Here is an 18,431-nt window from a genome sequence, read left to right as displayed (position 1 = left end):
CTGCGAGAACTATCTTGATGTCGAGAGAACTCTACACCGGGGCGACGTCGTCGCGTCGGACGAACACGGTGCGGACCAGCAGCCACGTCACCCAGAGCACCGCCGCGTACAGCGGTACGCCGAGGATGAGCTTCAGCCCGGCGAGCAGTTCGACCTGCGCCGTCAGGTACAGCGGGACCTCCACCGCGAGCCGGACCGCGAACAGCCCGACCCAGATCCAGGTGGCGACCGTCAGCACGCGACGCTTGACGGGATCCGCGCGCCAGTCGACGTGCGAGCCGTCCTCGTTCGCCGGCAGCAGGAACCCGACGACGAGCCCGATGAGCGGCCAGCGGATCGCCAGCGTGATCAGCAGCCCGACGAGCCAGACCGCGTTGATGACGATCCCGGGGATGAAGTTGCTCTCCGCTCGGCCGGTGATCAGTGCGAGACCGGCCGACACCGCGACGCCGAGGATGCCCGCGAACGACATCGTCACCGACTGCCGCTGCAGCAGCCGCAGCACCACGAACACCAGGCCGACGGCCACCGGGATCACGACGCTCGGCACGAGCTCCTTCGTGATGGCGTAGACGACCAGGAACGCGAACCCGGGCAGCACCGACTCGGCGAGCCCGCGCACCCCGCCGACCGCGCCGAGCAGCGCGCGGCCGGACGGTGCCTCACCGGGCGCGACGCGGGCGATGCCCGCGTTCTGCACGGCGTCGCGGAACTGCGCGGAGAAGGACGGCGCGGCCGACGGCGTCGCCGATGACGCAACCGCCGGTGCAGCGGGGTCGGAGCCAGCCGTCTCGGGTCGTGGGGTGTCGTCGTGGTCCGGCACCGTGCCTCCAGGCGGGGTTGGTCGTCAGTCCGTCAGATCGCGGTCTGCGTCGACTTGGGCATGTGCAGCGGGATGAGGTCGCGCGGCGGCATCGGCGTCGTGCCGCGCACGACGACGACGCTGCGGAACAGCTCCTCGATCTCGCTCGCGTCGTCGGGCTGCTCGGCGGCCTTGCCGGCGATCACGCCGCGGAGGAACCAGCGCGGGCCGTCGACGCCGACGAAGCGGGCCGGACGGGAGCCGGCCGTGCCGCCGTCGCCGTCCACCGCGACCGGGACGGACGCGCGGAGCTCGGGGCCGAACGGCCCGTCGACCTCGGTCACGACACCGCCCTGGCGCTCGATCTGCTCGGCGATCTGCGCGCGGATCTCGTGCCACAGGCCGGTGGACCGGGGCGCCGCGAACGGCTGGACCTGCAGCGTGGACTCGTCGTAGTCGAGCCCGACCGCGACGACGCGCTGCGAGCCCTCCTCGACCTCGAGCCGCAGGTGCAGGCCCTCGCGCGGGAGCACCTTCACCCCGCCCAGGTCGACGTAGGGGCGGACCAGGTTCGCCTCGGTCTCGTCGTGGGGGCCGTTCTCGGCGCGGTCCTCCGGGGCGGACTTGTCCGTCGGGGCGACCGCGTCGACCTCGTCGAGGTCCGCGTCGGCATCCGTCGCGATGTCGACCTCGGGGGACGTGTCCGCGACCTCGATGTCGTCGGCGACGGCGTCCGCCACCTCGACCTCGTCCCGCTTGCGTCGGCCGAACTTCATGCGCGCGTTCCTTCCTGAGCGTCTGCGGCGGCACCGGTCACGGCGTCGCTCCGGTCACCGTAGCCCGACGAGCCGAACCCGCCCTGTCCGCGGACGCTGTCCGGCAGGTCGTCGACCCGGGTGTAGGTCACCTGCGGCACCGGCATCACGATCAACTGGGCGATGCGGTCGCCGACGTGCACCTCGTACGGTTCCGTCTGGTCGGTGTTGAGCAGGGCGACCTTGATCTCCCCGCGGTAGCCGGAGTCGACCGTGCCGGGGCTGTTCACGATCGTGATGCCGTGCTTCGCCGCCAGGCCGCTCCGTGGGACCACGAACGCGGCGTACCCCTCGGGCAGCGCGATGCGCAGCCCCGTGGCGGCCAGGTGTCGCTCGCCCGGCTGCAGCACGAAGGCCTCGGTGGAGACGAGATCGGCACCCGCGTCGCCGGGGTGGGCGTGGCCGGGAGCGTGCTCCCCGGTCCAGAGGACGTCGACTGGTTCGGTCACGTGACGAGGGTAGTGCAGCCGTGACCGTTCCGTGACCTCGCTCGCTCGTGATCGAATGGACCCGTGACCCTGTACCGCGAACGACTCTGGGCCCCGCCCGCCCTCTACCTGGCGACGGCGCTCGTCATCCCCGCCACCCTGCTCGTCTTCCTCCCCATCAGCGTCCTGGCCGGCGTCCTCGTGGCGATCGGGATGGAGCTCGGGGTCCTGGTCCTCCTGTGGGCACTCGCACCCACCATCGAGGTCACCGACACCGAGTTCCGCGCGGGCAGGGCACACCTCCCCCGCACGCTGGTCGGCACGACCGAGGCGTTCGAGGGTGCAGCGGCCACCGAGCAGCGCGGGCCGGCACTCGACGCCCGCGCCTGGACCCTCTTCCGCGGCTACGTGCGCGGGGTCGTCAAGGTCGAGGTGCGCGATGACGCGGACCCGACCCCCTACTGGTTGGTCAGCGTCCGACACCCGGGCAAGGTCGTCGAGGCGCTGCGGTCCTGACGGCCCACGACCCACGGCCTGGAGGCGCGGCTCGGCCCCGCCGCGCAGCACACGACGAAGGCCCCGCATCCCTGGAGGATGCGGGGCCTTCGCTGATCGTTGCGTCGAGAGCGACGCGGCTGTGCTCGCTAGAGAGAGGCGCACTCCGCGCAGACCGGTCCGAGCTTCGACTCGTGGTCGAGCTGGGAGCGGTGCTTCACGAGGAAGCACTCGACGCAGGTGAACTCATCGACCTGCGGGGGCAGCACCACGACGTCGAGGTCGACGTCGCTGAGGTCCTGTCCGGCGAGTTCGAAGCTGCCGGGGTTGTCGGAATCATCGTCGACGACCCCCGACATCTTGTCGGGAACGCGCTCCTTGAGGGCCTCGATCGACTCTGAGTCAGAGTTGTCGTCGGTCTTCCGGGGGGCGTCGTAATCGGTGGCCATGCCCATCCATTTCTCGTATCGAGAGGTCGTCGCCGGGTGATCGGCGGCGACAGTTTGCACCACGCCCCGCCAGAGCGCAAACCGAGTGCTGCAGCGGGTCGTGCTGGCTGTGCAACCCAGGGCCGGAACCGGACATTCCCGACACCCGTTGCCGGAGCGCCGTGTGCCCGGGATCAGCCGTGCGGATGTCCGCGGCACGCCCGTGCGCCTCCCCGGAAACCGCCCGTCGTCCCTGCATACTCACGGGGTACGACAGCAGGACCGTACGCGACGCTGGGAAGGCGGAACCATGCAAGACGTGAGAGTCATCGGAGTCGAGTCCGGCGCACTCCTCCTGGCGACCGACGGCGGCACCGAGTTCCGGTTGCCCATCACGTCGTCGCTGGCAGGCCAGGTGCGCCAGGCGAACCCCGACGCCGGTCCGCAGAAGCGGGTCTCCCCCAAGGACGTCCAGGCGCGCATCCGTGGTGGCGCCGACGCCGCCGACGTGGCCGCCGCGCTCGACGTCGACGTCGAGTACGTCCGCCGCTTCGAGGGCCCGGTCCTCGCCGAGCGTGCCTTCATCCTCGACGCCTCGCACCGCGTGCCGGTCACCCCGGTCGACGACGAGGCCCCCGACACCTTCGGCCCCGCGATCACCGCGAAGCTCGAGGCCGGCGAGGCCACCGCGATCACCTGGGGTTCCTGGAAGCACCCGGAGAGCGGCTGGCAGGTCCGCGTCCGCTACACCGCTGGCGAGGTCGAGCACGACGCCCAGTGGCACTTCGACCCGAAGACCTCGACCCTGGCGCCGGACAACGGTGACGCACACCGGCTGTCGCACACCGACGACGAGGGCATCGCCCCGCGGCTGCGTGCGGTCGAGTTCGAGCAGCAGGACGACGACGGCACCCGGTTCGACTCCGGCGCCTTCCGCGTCGACGAGCCGGAGCAGCCGGCCGCCGAGCCCGAGCCGTCCCAGCACGCGCCGCTCCGTGCACCGCTGCCCCGCATCGGCCAGGCCGCTGTGGAAGAGCGCGCTCCCGGCAACGAGACCGCCGACCTGCTCGAGGCGCTCCGCCGTCGCCGGGGTGAGCGCGAAGCAGCGTCCTTCGGCGAACAGCGCGACGAGCCAGCCCGCGGCACCTCCATCAGCGTCGTCGACATCCCGCTGCAGGGCTTCGAGGACGGCGGCGCCCACGACACCGCACCGCAGTCGTCCGACGCCCGCCCGGCCTCGGCGCCGGAGCCCGAGAGCCGCGGCGAACGCAAGAAGCGCAACCGCCGCTCGATGCCGAGCTGGGACGAGATCGTCTTCGGCACCCGTCCGGACGACGACCCGGCCTGACCGGCACGCCCACCGACCGTCGGCGCTGACGCCTCGCGCGGGCGCTGGCGACGCTAGTGGGAGAACGCGCCGGCGAGCCGGAGCGGGACGATCGTCTCCTCGTCGGTCATCGCCCCGTGCTGGCCGACCATGCGCTTCGGCGTCTCGTCCTCGCGCAGGGCACGGTCGTCGTTGAACGCCCACGAGCCACGCGCCACGACGAGCACGTCGCCGATCCGCGGCAGCACCTGGTCGGACACCTGCCCGAACCACCCGGCCTCGATCGCCTCGGCACGGCTGGCGACGTACGCCTTCTTGCCGTAGCGGGCCCGGAACGCGCCGACGAGGGCGCGGACGTCCGTGCCGGGTGCGACGGTGAGCTGGCGGCAGCGAGGGTCGCCCGCGACGCCGACCACGTCGGTGAGCAGTAGCGGGTCGATGGCGATGTTCGCGTGGTCCGGCACGTCGAGCACACCGTGGTCCGCCGTCACCAGGACCCCCACGTCGGCGGCGGTCCGGGCATCGAGGCGGACGAGTTCCCCGTCGAGCAGCTCGAGGGCAGCCGTCCACCGGTCGGACTGCCAGCCGTGCTTGTGTCCGATGGAGTCGAGCTCCGGCACGTACAGGTAGACGAGCGAGCGGCCGGTGGCGGTCTCGGCCAGTGCCGCGTCGATGCGCTGTGGGATCGTGTCCGCCGACACGTACCGTGCGCCGCCGAGCACGTTCGCGGTCATCCCGGACGAGCGGTACCGGTCCGGCCCGACGACGACGGGGTCGAGCCCGAGCTCCGCGGCCCGGGTGAACAGGGTCCGGGTCAGGAACCAGTCCGCGGGGACCTCGGTGTCCCAGCCGCCGAGCAGGTTCATCACGGCACCGGTGTCCGGGTTCCAGCCGCTGTAGCCGATGACGCCGTGCGTGCCGGGCGACCGGCCGGTGGTCAGGGTGCTCAGCGCGGCCGCGGTCGTGGTCGGGAACCCGCTCCGCAGCTTCTTCGCGGTGCCGGTGCCCTTCGCGCCGGTCAGCCAGCGGGCATGCCCGGCGCGGGCCGCCAGCGCGGCGGAACCGAGGCCGTCGACCAGCACGACGATCGCCGAGCGGGCGGGGCGGAGGGTGATCCGGGCCTCCAGGCCGTCGTTCCGCAACCACGCGTCATCCGCAGCGCCGAGCGCCACGAGGCAACTCGGGAAGACGTCGGCGAGGTTCGCGACGGCGTCGGGGGCCGTCGGTACGCTTGTTCCCATCCCACGAGTCTCCCAGACGACTCCGGTTCTCCAGAAAGGTGCCATGGCACGCACGGACGTAGTCGGCCTGCCCGACGGTGAGCGCATCGAGGACGTCGACGTCTCCGAGGAGATGCAGGGCTCCTTCCTCGAGTACGCGTACTCCGTCATCTACTCGCGGGCGCTGCCCGACGCCCGCGACGGCCTGAAGCCGGTGCAGCGTCGCATCCTGTACCAGATGGCCGAGATGGGGCTGCGGCCCGACCGCGGACACGTCAAGAGCGCCCGCGTCACCGGCGAGGTGATGGGCAAGCTGCACCCGCACGGCGACGGCGCGATCTACGACGCGCTGGTGCGGATGGCCCAGCCGTTCACGATGCGCGTGCCGCTCGTCGACGGCCACGGCAACTTCGGCTCGCTCGACGACGGCCCCGCTGCCGCCCGGTACACCGAGGCCAGGCTCGCCGAACCGTCGATGGCGATGACCGAGGGCCTCGGCGAGGACGTCGTCGACTTCGTCCCGAACTACGACAACCAGATCATGCAACCGGGCGTGCTGCCGGCGGCGTTCCCGAACCTGCTCGTCAACGGTGCCTCGGGCATCGCGGTCGGCATGGCGACGAACATGGCGCCGCACAACCTGGGCGAAGTGGTCGAGGCGGCGAAGCACCTGCTCATGAACCCGCAGGCCAGCCTCGAAGAGCTCATGGAGTTCGTGCCCGGCCCCGACCTGCCGTCCGGCGGCACGATCGTCGGGCTCTCCGGGGTCCGCGACGCCTACGCCACCGGCCGTGGTTCGTTCCGCACCCGCGCGAAGGTGAGCGTCGAGAACCTCACGCCGCGCAAGGTCGGGCTCGTCGTCACCGAGCTGCCGTACCTCGTCGGCCCCGAACGCGTCATCGAGAAGATCAAGGACGGCGTCCAGTCCAAGAAGCTCGTCGGCATCTCCGACGTCAACGACCTGACCGACCGCAACCACGGGCTCCGGCTCGTCATCGGCATCAAGAGCGGCTTCAACCCCACCGCCGTGCTCGAGCAGCTCTACAAGCACACCCCGCTCGAGGACGGCTTCGGCATCAACAACGTCGCCCTGGTCGGCGGGTCACCGCGCACCCTCGGGCTCCGTGAGCTGCTCGACGTCTACGTGCAGCACCGGCTCGACGTCGTCACCCGGCGGTCGCAGTACCGGCTGGCACGACGCAAGGAACGGCTGCACCTGGTCGAGGGCCTGCTCATCGCGATCCTCGACATCGACGAGGTCATCCAGGTCATCCGCACCTCGGACGACTCCGAGGCGGCGCGCAACCGCCTGCGCGACGTCTTCGACCTGTCCGAGGTGCAGGCCGAGTACATCCTCGAGCTGCGCCTGCGCCGCCTGACGAAGTTCTCGCGGATGGAGCTCGAGGCCGAGCGCGACCAGCTGCTCGCCGACATCGCCGCCCTCGAGGAACTGCTGGCATCCGACGAGCGGCTGCGCGCGCAGGTCGCCCTCGAGCTGACCGAGGTGTCCGACAGGTTCGCGACCCCGCGCCGCACGCTGCTCACCGAGGCCGACGCCCCGGTCAAGGGCGGTCGGAAGGCCGCGGTCGACCCGGAGTCCCTGCAGATCGCCGACTCCCCCTGCCGCGTGCTGCTCTCGACCACCGGACGGCTCATCCGCGTCGACATCCCGACGTCGGAACTCGGCATCGTCCGCGTGCCGAAGCGCTCCAAGCACGACGCCGTCCGCTCCGCCGTGGTGAGCACGGTGCGGGGGCAGGTCGGCGCGATCACCTCGACCGGTCGGGTCCTACGACTCTCCCCCGTCGACGTCCCCGCCGTGCCGCCCGCCGCGGTCCGGCTCGACGCCGGCGTCCGGGTCACCGACTTCCTGGCGCTCACCAAGGGCGAGACCGTCGTGGCGATCGTCGACCTGTCCGGCGCGTCGTCGGACTCGCTGGCGATCGGCACCGCGCAGGGCGTCGTCAAGCGCGTCGTCCCCGGCGTCTGGCCGGACAAGCCCGAATTCGTCGCGATCGGTCTGAAGCCCGGCGACCACGTGGTCGGTGCCGCGCAGGCGCCCGAGTCCGACGATCTCGTGTTCATCAGCTCGAACGCGCAGCTGCTGCGGTTCCCGGCGTCCGTCGTCCGCGCGCAGGGGCTGCCCGCCGGTGGAGTGGCCGGCATGGCCCTCGCCGACGGTGCCTCGGTGATCTGGTTCGGCTCGGTCGCACGATCCGACGACGCCGTGGTCGCCACGGTGTCCACCACCTCGACAGCCCTGCCCGGCACCGACGCCGGCCGTGCCAAGGTCTCCGCCCTGTCGGAGTTCCCGGCGAAGGGCCGTGCCACCCAGGGTGTCCGGGCGCACGCGTTCCTGAAGGGCGAGGACGGGCTCACCGTGGGATGGGCGGGCATCGCGCCGCCGCACGCCGTCGGCACGGACGGCGCCGCGCGGACCCTGCCCGACTGGCTGTCGAAGCGCGACGGGTCCGGCGCCCCGCTCGAGGCGGTCATCGGCTCGATCGGTGGCAGCGCCGCGACGCTCGACGGCACCGCAGGCGAGGCGTAGGCGCGCGCTGGCGTCCGCCACGTTCCGCGCCTGACACCACCTCACGCGCTCGGCACCCCGTGGCGCGTCGCCCCGCGCCTGAGGACGCAGACGAGCGGCCTGGAGGCGCGGGACGGCACCGCCACGGGCCTCCGGTCCGCCGTCGCAGAAGCGACAGAACCCCGCCAACGGTCGGCGGGGTTCTGTCGCTCTTGCGGGATGGACCGCGTGCGTCGGCCGAGCGGTGTCGCTTCCGCCGCGCGCTACGCGTCGATGCGGTCGCGGTCCAGGCCCTCGCCCGCCAGGATGAACTCCTTGCGCGGTGCCACGTCGTTGCCCATGAGCAACTCGAAGACCTTCGCCGCGCCCTCGGCATGGGTCACGTTGACCCGGCGCAGGGTGCGGTGCGCGCGGTCCATCGTGGTCTCGGCCAACTGGTCCGCGTCCATCTCGCCGAGGCCCTTGTACCGCTGGATCGGCTCCTGGTACTTCTTGCCCGTCTTCTCGAGCTTCTTCAGCACCGTCTGCAGCTCCTGTTCGGAGTACGTGTACAGCGTGTCGTTCGGCTTGCCGCGGTTCACCACGACGACCCGGTGCAGCGGTGGCACGGCGGCGAAGACGCGGCCCTGCTCGATCATCGGCCGCATGTACCGGAAGAACAGCGTCAGCAGCAGCGTGCGGATGTGGGCACCGTCGACGTCGGCGTCCGACATGATGATGATCTTCCCGTAGCGGGCCTGGTCGATGTCGAACGTCCGGCCCGAACCGGCGCCGATGACCTGGATGATCGATGCGCACTCGACGTTCGAGAGCATGTCCGACACGGATGCCTTCTGCACGTTGAGGATCTTGCCGCGGATCGGCAGCAGTGCCTGGTACTCGCTGTTGCGGGCGAGCTTCGCGGTGCCCAGCGCCGAGTCGCCCTCGACGATGAAGAGCTCGGTGCCCTCGGTCTCCTGCGAGCGGCAGTCGGCGAGCTTCGTCGGCAGCGAGGAGTTCTCGAGCGCGTTCTTGCGGCGCTGCGTCTCCTTGTGGGCCCGCGCCGAGATGCGCGTCTTCATCTCGGACACGACCTTCTCGAGCAGGGCCGCCGACTGTGCCTTCTCGGTGCGCTGCGTCGAGGTGAGGATCTCGGTGATGCGCTTCGACACGACCTGGTCGACGATCTTCCGGACCGCCGGGGTGCCGAGGATCTCCTTCGTCTGCCCCTCGAACTGCGGCTCCGGCAACCGCACGGTCAGCACGGCGGTCATGCCGGCGAGGACGTCGTCCTTGTCGAGCTTGTCCTGCCCGACCTTGAGCTTGCGGGCGTTCGCCTCGACCTGGGCGCGGACCGCCTTGACGACGCCGGACTCGAACCCGGCCTGGTGGGTCCCGCCCTTCGGCGTCGCGATGATGTTGACGAAGCTGCGGAACACGGTCTCGTAGCCACTGCCCCAGCGGAGCGCCAGGTCGACCTCGCACTCGCGCTCGACCGAGGTGGAGACCATGTGGCCCTTGTCGTCGAGCATCGGCACGGTCTCGGTGAAGGTGCCGGTCCCCTGCACGCGCCAGACGTCGGTGAGGGGGCTGTCGACGGCGAGGTGCTCGACGAACTCACCGATCCCGCCCTCGTACCGGAAGCGCTCCACCACCGGCCCGGCGGCCACCGTGGTGCCCGTCGCCTCGGCCCGGGCGGCAGCGGCGTCGATCGACGCCGCGCGCTCGTCGGTGATGGTGATGCCGAGGCCGGGCACGAGGAACGCGGTCTGCCGTGCACGGGTGACCAGGTCGTCGGTGCTGAACCGGGCGTCGGCGGTGAAGATCTGGCGGTCCGCCCAGTAACGGATCCGGGAACCGGTGACGCCCTTCTTGACCTTGCCCACCACTCGCAGCTCGCTGCCCGAGGTGAAGGGCGCGAACGGAGCGTCCGGTCCGATGCCCTTGCTGTCGTCGAAGATGCCGGGCTCGCCGCGGTGGAACGACATGGCATACGTCTTGCCGGCCCGGTCGACCTCGACGTCGAGGCGCTCCGACAGCGCGTTCACCACCGAGGCGCCGACGCCGTGCAGGCCGCCCGAGGCCGCGTACGACCCCGAACCGAACTTGCCGCCGGCGTGCAGCTTGGTGAACACGACCTCGACCCCGGTCAGACCGGTCTTCGGTTCGACATCGACGGGGATGCCTCGCGCGGTGTCCCGGACCTCGACCGAGCCGTCGGCGTGCAGCACGACACCGATCTCGTCGCCGTGCCCCGCGAGGGCTTCGTCGACCGAGTTGTCGATGATCTCCCACAGGCAGTGCATGAGGCCCCGGGAGTCCGTCGAGCCGATGTACATGCCCGGCCGCTTCCGGACCGCCTCGAGCCCTTCGAGGACGGAGAGATGGCGTGCGGAGTAGTCGGAGCTCACCGTCGGAGTTTACCGAGCGGCACCGACAGCACCGTGTGGACACTCGCACTGGGGCCAAGCGATCCGCGCTGAGCGAAACAGGCCCCGACAATGCGTCGCTCTCAGGCATCACGTGTTGAAATGGTGCAACCACCCGGCACCACCTGCGATCCGTGAGGAGCACAGCAATGACCCAGACCGTGCAGGACCCCTCCATCGACGAAGTCAGCAACCACCAGCTGACCGCCGCCGACCGTTGCGACAGCTGCGGGGCGCAGGCCTACATCCGAGCCACCATGTCGAGCGGCGAGCTCTACTTCTGCGCCCACCACGGCGCCGAGTTCAAGGACAAGCTCGCGGCGACCGCCATCGAGTGGCACGACGAGAGCAGCCGGCTCTACGAGTCGAAGTAGTCGCGACCGACACGAAGACGGGAGGCGCGGTGCCAGCTGGCACCGCGCCTCCCGTCTCTGCGTGGACGCGCTCGACGTCCACGGCGAACCGCCGTCAGGCGATGCGCTTGAACGCCTTGTCGACGTAGCGGTCGATCGTCGCGCGCGCTTCGCGTGCGTACTGGTCGATGGTCGCCGTCTGCTCCGGGTCCGGCGCGTACTCGCGGCCCAGCCGTGCGGTGGCCGCGGCGAGGACACCGTCGGTCAGCTGCGGGTTGAGCGGCAGGATCGGACCCTGCGTGTGCGTGCCGAACGACGTACCGACGATCGCGCCCTCGACCGGGGCTCCCGCCTGGTTGCCGCCACCGGACACGACGTCGGCGAACGGGCTGACCCCGGCCGCGAGCTCGATCGTGGTGGCGTGGTCCTCGAAGCCGGCGAGACGCTTCGGTGCTCCGGGGAGCAGCGGGTACCGGGTCTCGAGGACGAAGTAGTTCACGCGGCGCTCGGCACCTCGGACCGCACGGGCGTCGAACACGCCGAAGCCGGCGACCGGTGCGCCCTCGGTCGGCACGACCTCGTTCGTCGCGAGGTCGAACCCACCGCCGACCGCGATGACCGGCACACCATCGGTCGCGAACGCACGGAGCGCGCCGCCGATGCGTGTGACGTCGTGACCCAGGGAGCGCATCGCGCTGAGCGGTCCGTTGCCGATCACGACGACGTCCGCCATGGTCGGAAGCTCGTCACCCGGCGCGTACTCGAAGACCTGGGTCTCGATGTCCGCGGCGGCCGCACGGCGGACCAGGGCCGCGACGTTGCCGCGGTCACCAGAGACGCCCATCTGCCGGGGGTAGACGTGCAGGATGGTCAGCCGGTCGGCCGTCATGCGGTCTTCTCCATGTCCGGGTGGCCCAGTGCCTTGCGGGCGATCATCATGATCTCGTAGTTGACGATGAAGTTCTTCGTCCCGCGGGTCGTCGAGCCGAGCTGCTCCATGTGCTTGATGGCTGCCTCGACGTCGGGCTCGACCCGGCCGATGCGGACACCGGCGTGCTCGAGTGCGATCGCGATCTGCCACGCCTTGTCCCCGGAGACGACGTCCACGTGGTCGAGCTTCGAGAAGTCGATGTCGTAGATCCAGGAGATGTCGGGCGTGCCCTCGTCGATCGCCATGAGGACCTGTTCGGGCTGGTCCGGCAGGGCGTCGAGGTTGAGCTGCAGGCTCGCAGCGTTCTTGAACATCGTGAACTCGGCGGACTCACCCGCGATCGGCAGACGCTCTCCGCGGCCGTAGGCGGGCTTCATCGCGCCGAAGGCCTTGGTCACGGCGTCGGCACGGAACTGCGCGCCGAGGGCCGCACTGGCCGTCGCGGTGGCCGCAGCGGCGTCGACCGCGTAGTGCAGGCCGCGGGCGGGCAGCCGGACCGGGATCTCGGCGCCGTCGAAACGGATCGTCGCGCCGTCGCCAGTGTGGGCCACGACCTCGGCGTCGGCGGTGTGCTGGGCACGGTCACCGGCGTCGAACGAGTCGGCGTTCTGCAGGCCGTTCGGTGCCGCGGCGATGACCTCGTCGCTCGCACCGAACCGCAGGACGCGCTGCCCGGGGGTGCCGGAGTAGCCATCGAGGAACTGGTCGTCGTGGTTCGTGATGACGTTCGCGGTCGACAGTGCGGCGGTGTCGAGCATCATCGTCGCCACGCGCTCGGTCTCGAAGAACCGGTACAGCTGGTCGACCTGCACGTTGAGCATCGTCACCGTCGAGGGCGACAGGATGCCGGCGAGCTCGACCGCGAAGGCCTCGTCGACCTCGAGGATGCCGATGTCGGCCTTGAGCCGGCCGGTCAGCGACACCTCGGACAGCAGGGCCGACGCGATGCCCTGCGGCAGGTTCGCGCCGGACGGGTTCGTGAAGACCCGCAGCCCGTGCGCCCGGACGATGTCGGAGATCATGTGCGTCGTCGTCGACTTGCCGTTCGACCCGAGCACGAAGACGACGCCGTTCGGGAACTGCTTCGTCACGTGCTGCAGGAAGTCCGGCACGAGCTTCAGGACGATGTACCCGGGGTAGGCGGACCCGCCGCCCCTCGCGCGGGCGAGGGCACGGAGGATCCGCCCGATCAGGATCGGGATGAAGAAGCGCATGCCGGCTTACTCGAGGTAGTCGCGCAGCGACTGCGACCGCGACGGGTGGCGGAGCTTCGCCATCGTCTTGGACTCGATCTGACGGATGCGCTCACGCGTCACGCCGAACGTGTCACCGATCTGGTCGAGGGTCTTCGGCTGGCCGTCACCGAGGCCGAAGCGCATGCGGATGACGCCCGCCTCGCGCTCGGACAGGGAGTCGAGCAGGCTCTCGAGCTGCTTCTGCAGCATCGTGAAGCCCACCGCGTCAGCCGGCACGACCGCCTCGGTGTCCTCGATGAGGTCACCGAACTCCGAGTCGCCGTCCTCACCCAGGGGCGTGTGCAGCGAGATCGGCTCGCGGCCGTACTTCTGGACCTCGACGACCTTCTCCGGGGTCATGTCGAGCTCGCGGGCGAGCTCTTCCGGAGTGGGTTCGCGACCGAGGTCCTGCAGCATCTGCCGCTGGACACGGGCGAGCTTGTTGATGACCTCGACCATGTGCACCGGGATGCGGATGGTGCGGGCCTGGTCGGCCATGGCACGGGTGATGGCCTGACGGATCCACCACGTCGCGTAGGTCGAGAACTTGAAGCCCTTCGTGTAGTCGAACTTCTCGACCGCACGGATCAGGCCCAGGTTGCCCTCCTGGATGAGGTCCAGGAACTGCATGCCACGACCGGTGTAGCGCTTCGCGAGCGAGACGACCAGGCGGAGGTTCGCGCCGAGCAGGTGCGACTTCGCACGCTGTCCGTCACGGGCGACCCAGCGCAGTTCGCGCTCGGCGGGCTTCGACAGCCCCGTCGCGTGCTGCAGCTTGTCCTCGGCGAACAGGCCGGCCTCGATGCGCATCGCGAGCTCGACCTCCTGCTCGGCGTTGAGCAGGGCGACCTTGCCGATCTGCTTGAGGTAGTCCTTCACCGGGTCGGCCGTGGCGCCCGTGATGGTCGTCGAGTAGACCGGCGCCTCGTCGTCGTCGGTCTGCGAGATGACGAGCGCACCGGCGGCGACCGCGGCAGCGGCGTCCGGCTTGGCCGTCTTGTCGTCGGTGTCGTCGGCCTCGTCGGTCGGCTCCTCGACGGGCTCGTCGGAGGCGATCGCCTCGTCGACGGCGTCGGTCTTCTTCGCCTTGGGTGCTGCCTTCTTGGCGGGCGCCTTCTTGGCGGGGGCCTTCGTGGCACGCTTCTTCGGCGCTGCGGTGCCCTCGGTGTCCGTGGCGTCCTCTGCCACGGCGCCCTCGGGCTCGGTGTCCTTCGTGGGATCGATCGTCGTGCTCCGGGCAGCCATGCGATCACCTCTCTCGTCGTGCCACGTTCGTGGGGTCGTGGCCTCCCTCGCCGCCCAGGTCCCGCGCCGCAGTCCCCCGCGTCGTACGAGTCCTACCGTTCCGGGCAGCACTAGGACCCATGTCAAGTCCCCCGGGTTCACCGGCGCACCGAAGTGTTCCGACAGACAGGGGGCCCGAACGGGTCCGTGATCATTATTGCACGTGCCGCTTCCGCAGGCGTGCAACGAGTGCAACCCAGAGCGGCCCGACGCGTATTCCCTCTTCCGAGTGCAGCACCCGGCGGGTCCGACGGCGCGCGTGCAGGAGCATCCCGACACCGAGACCGACCACGACGTACTGCACGGTGAGGGCGATCCGGAAGTTCTCCCAGGCGAACACCTCGGTGCCCGACGCCCGCGCAGCGACGTCGAGGAGGACGCCGATCAGGTACATCATCACGAAGGCCGCCAGGAACCCGCCGACGTTCACGACGCCGTTCGCCGAGCCGAGCGATCCGACCGGGTTGAAGGACCGGGCGAAGTCGAAGCCGATCAGGGAACCGGGCCCGCCGATCCCCATCGCGACGACGAGCAGCACGAGCAGCCACGTCGGCGGGTGCCCGGGCCAGAGCAGGATCGCCGTCCAGAGCACCGCGAGCAGGACGACGACGCCGAGCACCAGGTTCGACCGGCGCATCGGGAACCGCGCGCAGAGCACGCCGAGCACCGGACCGGCGACGAACCCGACGACCACGATGATCGTGAGGAAGCCCGCCGCCTCACCCGGGGAGTACCCGAGCCCCCGGAGCATCGGGACACCCCACAGCAGCGAGAACACCGTGCCCGACGACTGCGTGACGTAGTGCGACCAGAACCCGAGCTGCGTGCCCGGGCGCCGGAGCGCGTGCCCGAAGGTGCGGAACGCGGCGCCCCACGAGTGCGGCAGCGGGATCGTGTCCGTCCGCACCGGCACGGGACCGTTGCGCACGAAGACCGCTGCGAGCACCAGGCCCACGGCGCTGGCAGCGGCCGCGACGCCAAACGCCGGCGTCCAGCCCACCGTGTGCAGGAGCACCGCGAACGGGAACGCCGACAGGATCTGGCCGATCTGCCCGAGGTTGCCCGTCCACTGCGAGATCTGCGGGAGGATCCGGCCGCTGAACCACATCGGCACCAGACGGATGACCGAGATGAAGGTCATCGCGTCACCGGCACCGACGAGCACCCGCCCCACGATGGCCGGCCCGATGGACGGGGACACCGCGACGATCGCCTGTCCGACGACCAGCAGCGCGGCGCCGAGGAGCACCAGCCGGCGCGGGCCCACGCGGTCGAGGGCGATCCCCACCGGGATCTGGAGCCCCGCGTAGACGGCGATCTGCACCACGGCCAGGGTGGACAGGACCGCGGCGGAGACGGCGAACCGGTCCTGCGCGTCGACTCCGGAGACCCCGAGGGAGGACCGCTGCACCACGGCGAGGACGTACGCGAGGACCGCGACGCCCCAGATCAGGAAGGCACGACGGGAGTTCACCGGACCAGGCTACCGACGCCTCCCCGCGTCGATGCGCGACGAGCGTCGTCGACGCGGGTCACGTCGTGCGGGCGACCCGGGGACGGCCTGGAGGCGCGGTGCGGGGCCGCCACGGGCCTCCAGGCCGCCCTGGGGGGACGTCCGGATCCCGCGACGGTCAATCGGTCGCGTCGCCCTGGGTGCGTCGGTCTGCGAGGAAGCGCTCGAGCTCGGCCGCGATCGAGTCGGCGGTCGGCACCTCGCCGTCCACGCCCGTGAGCGGCGACGCGACGGGGTTGCCCTCCATGTACGTGTCGTGCCGCTCCTCGAGCACGGACACCAGGCGCTGCAGCTCGGGGTTCCCGGCCACCTGCTCCTCGACGCGGGCGAGGAACTCGCGACCCGACTCGCGCAGGGCGTCCGTCGGGAAGATGAGCCCGGTCGCGGCGGCGATGCCGGAGAGCGCCGCGACGGCGGCGTCGGGGAACTCGGTGTCGGACAGGTAGTGCGGCACGAGCAGCACGAGCCCGGTGACCTGCGCGCCCGTCTCGGCGAGGCGGTGCTCGACCAGGTGCAGGACGTTCGCCGGCGCCTGGGTCTCGGGCTTCCAGACGCTCATCTGCTCGACCAGGTCGGCCCGGGTGCCGGAGACGGTGAGGCCGATCGGACGGGTGTGCGGGACCGGCATCGGGATGGACTGCACCCACGTGGTGTCGGCCACCTGCAGGTCGGCGGCGAGCCCGGTGACGGCGCGGACGAAGCGGTTCCACTGGAAGTCCGGCTCGTAGCCCGACAGGAACAGGAACGGCTGGCCGATCTCGTCGCGCACCAGGTGCAGCGCCAACCGTGGCGGCTCGACGGCGCTGATGTGGTCGTGCTCGAAGGTGATGACCGGGCGACGGGCCCGCCAGTCGAGCAGCACGTCGGGGTCGAACTCGGCGACGAGCTCGGAGTCGAGGTCCTCGAGGACGGAGTTCGTCACCTGCGCGACCGCCGATCCGGCATCGGCGAAGCCGGTCAGCCCGGCGATCAGGTGCAACCCTGCTGGCACGGTCGGGGCGTCCGCGTCGAACGTGTAGAGCTCCTCGGGGTGGTTCACCGTCCCCATGCTAGGCGGGGCCTCCGACGTCACCGGTGCGCGACGACCACGCCGACAGCGAACAGGCCGTCGGTAGGGTTGGAGCATGGTCCGACCGACGCTCTCCACCACCAGTTCACCACCCGAGGCCACCACCGCCGACGTGCTCGTCGTCGGGGTCCGTCCGGGCTCGTCCGGCGAGGCCGACAGCACCGCCGTGCTCGCTCCCACCGCCCTGGGCGCGCTCGACGCCCTCGCCGGCCTCGACCTCGCCGCGATCGGGGTCACCGGCGCGAAGGACCAGCTCGTCCGCCTGCCCGCCACCGGCGTCGGTGCGAAGTCGGTCGCGCTGATCGGGCTCGGGTCCGCCACGGGTGCCGCGGCGATTCGTGCTGCGGCCGGCAGCGCCGTCCGCCAGCTCCCCCGGGTCGACTCGATCACGCTCGCCCTGCCCACCGACTCGGCCGAGCTCGTCGATGCCGCCCTCGAGGGCGCGGCGCTCGGTGCGTACGCCTTCACCCGGCACAAGGGCGCCGGCACCAAGGCCCCGGCCCGCGGCGACCAGCGCATCGAGGTCGTCGCCCCCGCGGACGTCGCCGCCGACGCCGCCGTGCGCCCCGCCATCGTCGCCGACGCCGCGTCGCTCGTGCGCGACCTCGTGAACACCGCCGCGGGCGACCTCGGGCCGCAGGACGTCGCCGACGTCGCGACCGGGTTCGCCTCCGACCTGCCGCTCACCGTCGAGGTCCTCGACGAGCAGGCGCTCGAGGAGCAGGGCTTCGGCGGCATCCTCGGCGTCGGCCGTGGTTCGGCGCGTCCCCCGCGCCTGGTCGTCGTCCGGTACTCGCCGGAGTCCGCCACGAAGCACCTCGCCCTCGTGGGCAAGGGCATCACCTTCGACTCGGGCGGCCTCTCGCTCAAGCCGGCGGCGTCGATGCTCGGCATGAAGACCGACATGACCGGTGCCGCCACGGTGCTCGCCGCGACCGTCGCCGCCGCCCGCCTGGGCCTCGACGTGCGCGTGACCGCGTGGCTCGCCCTCGCCGAGAACATGCCCTCCGGCACCGCGACCCGCCCGGGCGACGTCCTGACGCTGAAGAACGGCACCACGGTCGAGGTCACGAACACCGATGCCGAGGGCCGCCTCGTTCTCGGTGACGGGATGGCCGCCGCGTCGCTCGAGCAGCCCGACGCGCTCGTCGACGTCGCCACGCTGACCGGTGCCCAGGTCGTCGCGCTCGGCGACCGCACCACCGGCCTGATGGGCAGCGACGACCTCGTCGCGAAGGTCCGCGCCGTCGCCGACGGCGTCGCGGAGCCGATCTGGCCGATGCCGCTGCCCGAGGAACTCGAGGCCCGGCTGTCCAGCGACGTCGCCGACATCGTCAACGCCACAGTGGGCAACCCGGCCGGCGGCATGCTGCTCGCGGGCAAGTTCCTCGAGCGCTTCGCCGGCGAGGGTGTCCCCTGGGCGCACCTCGACATCGCGGGTCCGTCGGAGAACAAGGGCGGCGGGTACGCCTGGTTGGGCAAGGGTGCGACGGGCGTGATGGTCCGGACGCTCATCGCTCTCGCAGAAGACCTCCAGTCCGAGTAGTAGGTTTGGTACCGGTGGGATCGGCGCACCGACGCGCCTCCCACCGG

At 71.1% G+C, this 18,431-nt stretch carries 16 protein-coding genes; 5 read left to right on the top strand and 11 right to left on the bottom strand.

What is annotated here, in order from left to right; genetic code table 11:
• Positions 1-31: 31 nt before the first annotated feature.
• From Q9R26_RS15215 to dut, 3 genes are read right to left on the bottom strand one after another with little or no spacing between them, the layout of a single operon-like run.
• Positions 32-823 carry a DUF3159 domain-containing protein gene (locus Q9R26_RS15215; RefSeq protein WP_311227732.1) on the bottom strand — a complete coding sequence of 264 codons (792 nt, stop codon included), beginning with the start codon at positions 821-823 and terminating at the stop codon, positions 32-34.
• Positions 824-855: 32 nt separating this feature from the next.
• A complete protein-coding gene (locus Q9R26_RS15210; protein WP_027465470.1) occupies positions 856-1,578 on the bottom strand; it encodes a DUF3710 domain-containing protein in 723 nt (240 codons plus the stop codon).
• Positions 1,575-2,066, bottom strand: coding sequence for a dUTP diphosphatase (gene dut, locus Q9R26_RS15205; RefSeq protein ID WP_071403948.1), 492 nt, complete (start codon positions 2,064-2,066; stop codon positions 1,575-1,577). The genes Q9R26_RS15210 and dut overlap by 4 nt, the downstream gene beginning before the upstream one ends.
• A gap of 63 nt (positions 2,067-2,129) precedes the next feature.
• On the opposite strand from dut, the gene Q9R26_RS15200 reads away from it, so the two are divergent.
• A complete protein-coding gene (locus tag Q9R26_RS15200; RefSeq protein ID WP_182065358.1) occupies positions 2,130-2,561 on the top strand; it encodes a DUF3093 domain-containing protein in 432 nt (143 codons plus the stop codon).
• A 128-nt stretch (positions 2,562-2,689) separates the two neighbouring features.
• On the opposite strand, the gene Q9R26_RS15195 is transcribed toward Q9R26_RS15200, so the two are convergent.
• The gene (locus Q9R26_RS15195) at positions 2,690-2,989 is read right to left on the bottom strand and encodes a DUF4193 domain-containing protein (RefSeq protein ID WP_017886098.1); all 300 of its coding nucleotides are present in this window, start codon (positions 2,987-2,989) and stop codon (positions 2,690-2,692) included.
• Between the two features lie 298 nt (positions 2,990-3,287).
• On the opposite strand from Q9R26_RS15195, the gene sepH reads away from it, so the two are divergent.
• Positions 3,288-4,316 carry a septation protein SepH gene (sepH, locus tag Q9R26_RS15190; protein WP_311227731.1) on the top strand — a complete coding sequence of 343 codons (1,029 nt, stop codon included), beginning with the start codon at positions 3,288-3,290 and terminating at the stop codon, positions 4,314-4,316.
• A 53-nt stretch (positions 4,317-4,369) separates the two neighbouring features.
• On the opposite strand, the gene Q9R26_RS15185 is transcribed toward sepH, so the two are convergent.
• On the bottom strand, positions 4,370-5,536 hold the full coding sequence (locus Q9R26_RS15185) for an alkaline phosphatase family protein (RefSeq protein WP_182065356.1): 1,167 nt from the start codon (positions 5,534-5,536) through the stop codon (positions 4,370-4,372).
• 43 nt (positions 5,537-5,579) lie between these two features.
• Here Q9R26_RS15185 and Q9R26_RS15180 point away from each other — a divergent pair, with 43 nt between their 5' ends.
• On the top strand, positions 5,580-8,066 hold the full coding sequence (locus Q9R26_RS15180; RefSeq protein WP_311227730.1) for a DNA topoisomerase (ATP-hydrolyzing): 2,487 nt from the start codon (positions 5,580-5,582) through the stop codon (positions 8,064-8,066).
• A 242-nt stretch (positions 8,067-8,308) separates the two neighbouring features.
• On the opposite strand, the gene Q9R26_RS15175 is transcribed toward Q9R26_RS15180, so the two are convergent.
• A complete protein-coding gene (locus Q9R26_RS15175; protein ID WP_259577707.1) occupies positions 8,309-10,435 on the bottom strand; it encodes a type IIA DNA topoisomerase subunit B in 2,127 nt (708 codons plus the stop codon).
• 167 nt (positions 10,436-10,602) lie between these two features.
• Between Q9R26_RS15175 and Q9R26_RS15170 the strand changes: the two genes are divergently transcribed.
• Positions 10,603-10,827: a hypothetical protein gene (locus tag Q9R26_RS15170; protein ID WP_017886093.1), complete on the top strand. Its 225-nt coding sequence runs from the start codon at positions 10,603-10,605 to the stop codon at positions 10,825-10,827.
• A 94-nt stretch (positions 10,828-10,921) separates the two neighbouring features.
• On the opposite strand, the gene Q9R26_RS15165 is transcribed toward Q9R26_RS15170, so the two are convergent.
• The 5 genes from Q9R26_RS15165 to Q9R26_RS15145 form a co-directional block, all read right to left on the bottom strand.
• A complete protein-coding gene (locus Q9R26_RS15165) occupies positions 10,922-11,695 on the bottom strand; it encodes a hypothetical protein (protein WP_311227729.1) in 774 nt (257 codons plus the stop codon).
• Complete coding sequence (locus Q9R26_RS15160; RefSeq protein WP_311227728.1) at positions 11,692-12,951, bottom strand: MurT ligase domain-containing protein; 1,260 nt, start codon at positions 12,949-12,951, stop codon at positions 11,692-11,694. The genes Q9R26_RS15165 and Q9R26_RS15160 overlap by 4 nt, the downstream gene beginning before the upstream one ends.
• A gap of 6 nt (positions 12,952-12,957) precedes the next feature.
• The gene (locus Q9R26_RS15155) at positions 12,958-14,217 is read right to left on the bottom strand and encodes an RNA polymerase sigma factor (RefSeq protein ID WP_027465462.1); all 1,260 of its coding nucleotides are present in this window, start codon (positions 14,215-14,217) and stop codon (positions 12,958-12,960) included.
• 193 nt (positions 14,218-14,410) lie between these two features.
• On the bottom strand, positions 14,411-15,730 hold the full coding sequence (locus tag Q9R26_RS15150) for a nitrate/nitrite transporter (RefSeq protein WP_259577702.1): 1,320 nt from the start codon (positions 15,728-15,730) through the stop codon (positions 14,411-14,413).
• 157 nt (positions 15,731-15,887) lie between these two features.
• Positions 15,888-16,817 carry a proteasome assembly chaperone family protein gene (locus Q9R26_RS15145; RefSeq protein ID WP_209135655.1) on the bottom strand — a complete coding sequence of 310 codons (930 nt, stop codon included), beginning with the start codon at positions 16,815-16,817 and terminating at the stop codon, positions 15,888-15,890.
• Positions 16,818-16,893: 76 nt separating this feature from the next.
• On the opposite strand from Q9R26_RS15145, the gene Q9R26_RS15140 reads away from it, so the two are divergent.
• Positions 16,894-18,384 carry a leucyl aminopeptidase gene (locus Q9R26_RS15140; protein WP_259577699.1) on the top strand — a complete coding sequence of 497 codons (1,491 nt, stop codon included), beginning with the start codon at positions 16,894-16,896 and terminating at the stop codon, positions 18,382-18,384.
• Positions 18,385-18,431: the final 47 nt, after the last annotated feature.

The sequence above is a fragment of the Curtobacterium sp. BRB10 genome, from assembly GCF_031844325.1.
GTDB lineage: Bacteria > Actinomycetota > Actinomycetes > Actinomycetales > Microbacteriaceae > Curtobacterium > Curtobacterium poinsettiae_A.
The sequence above is the reverse complement of the archived record's forward strand: the minus strand, read 5'-3'. Positions and strand labels throughout refer to the sequence as shown.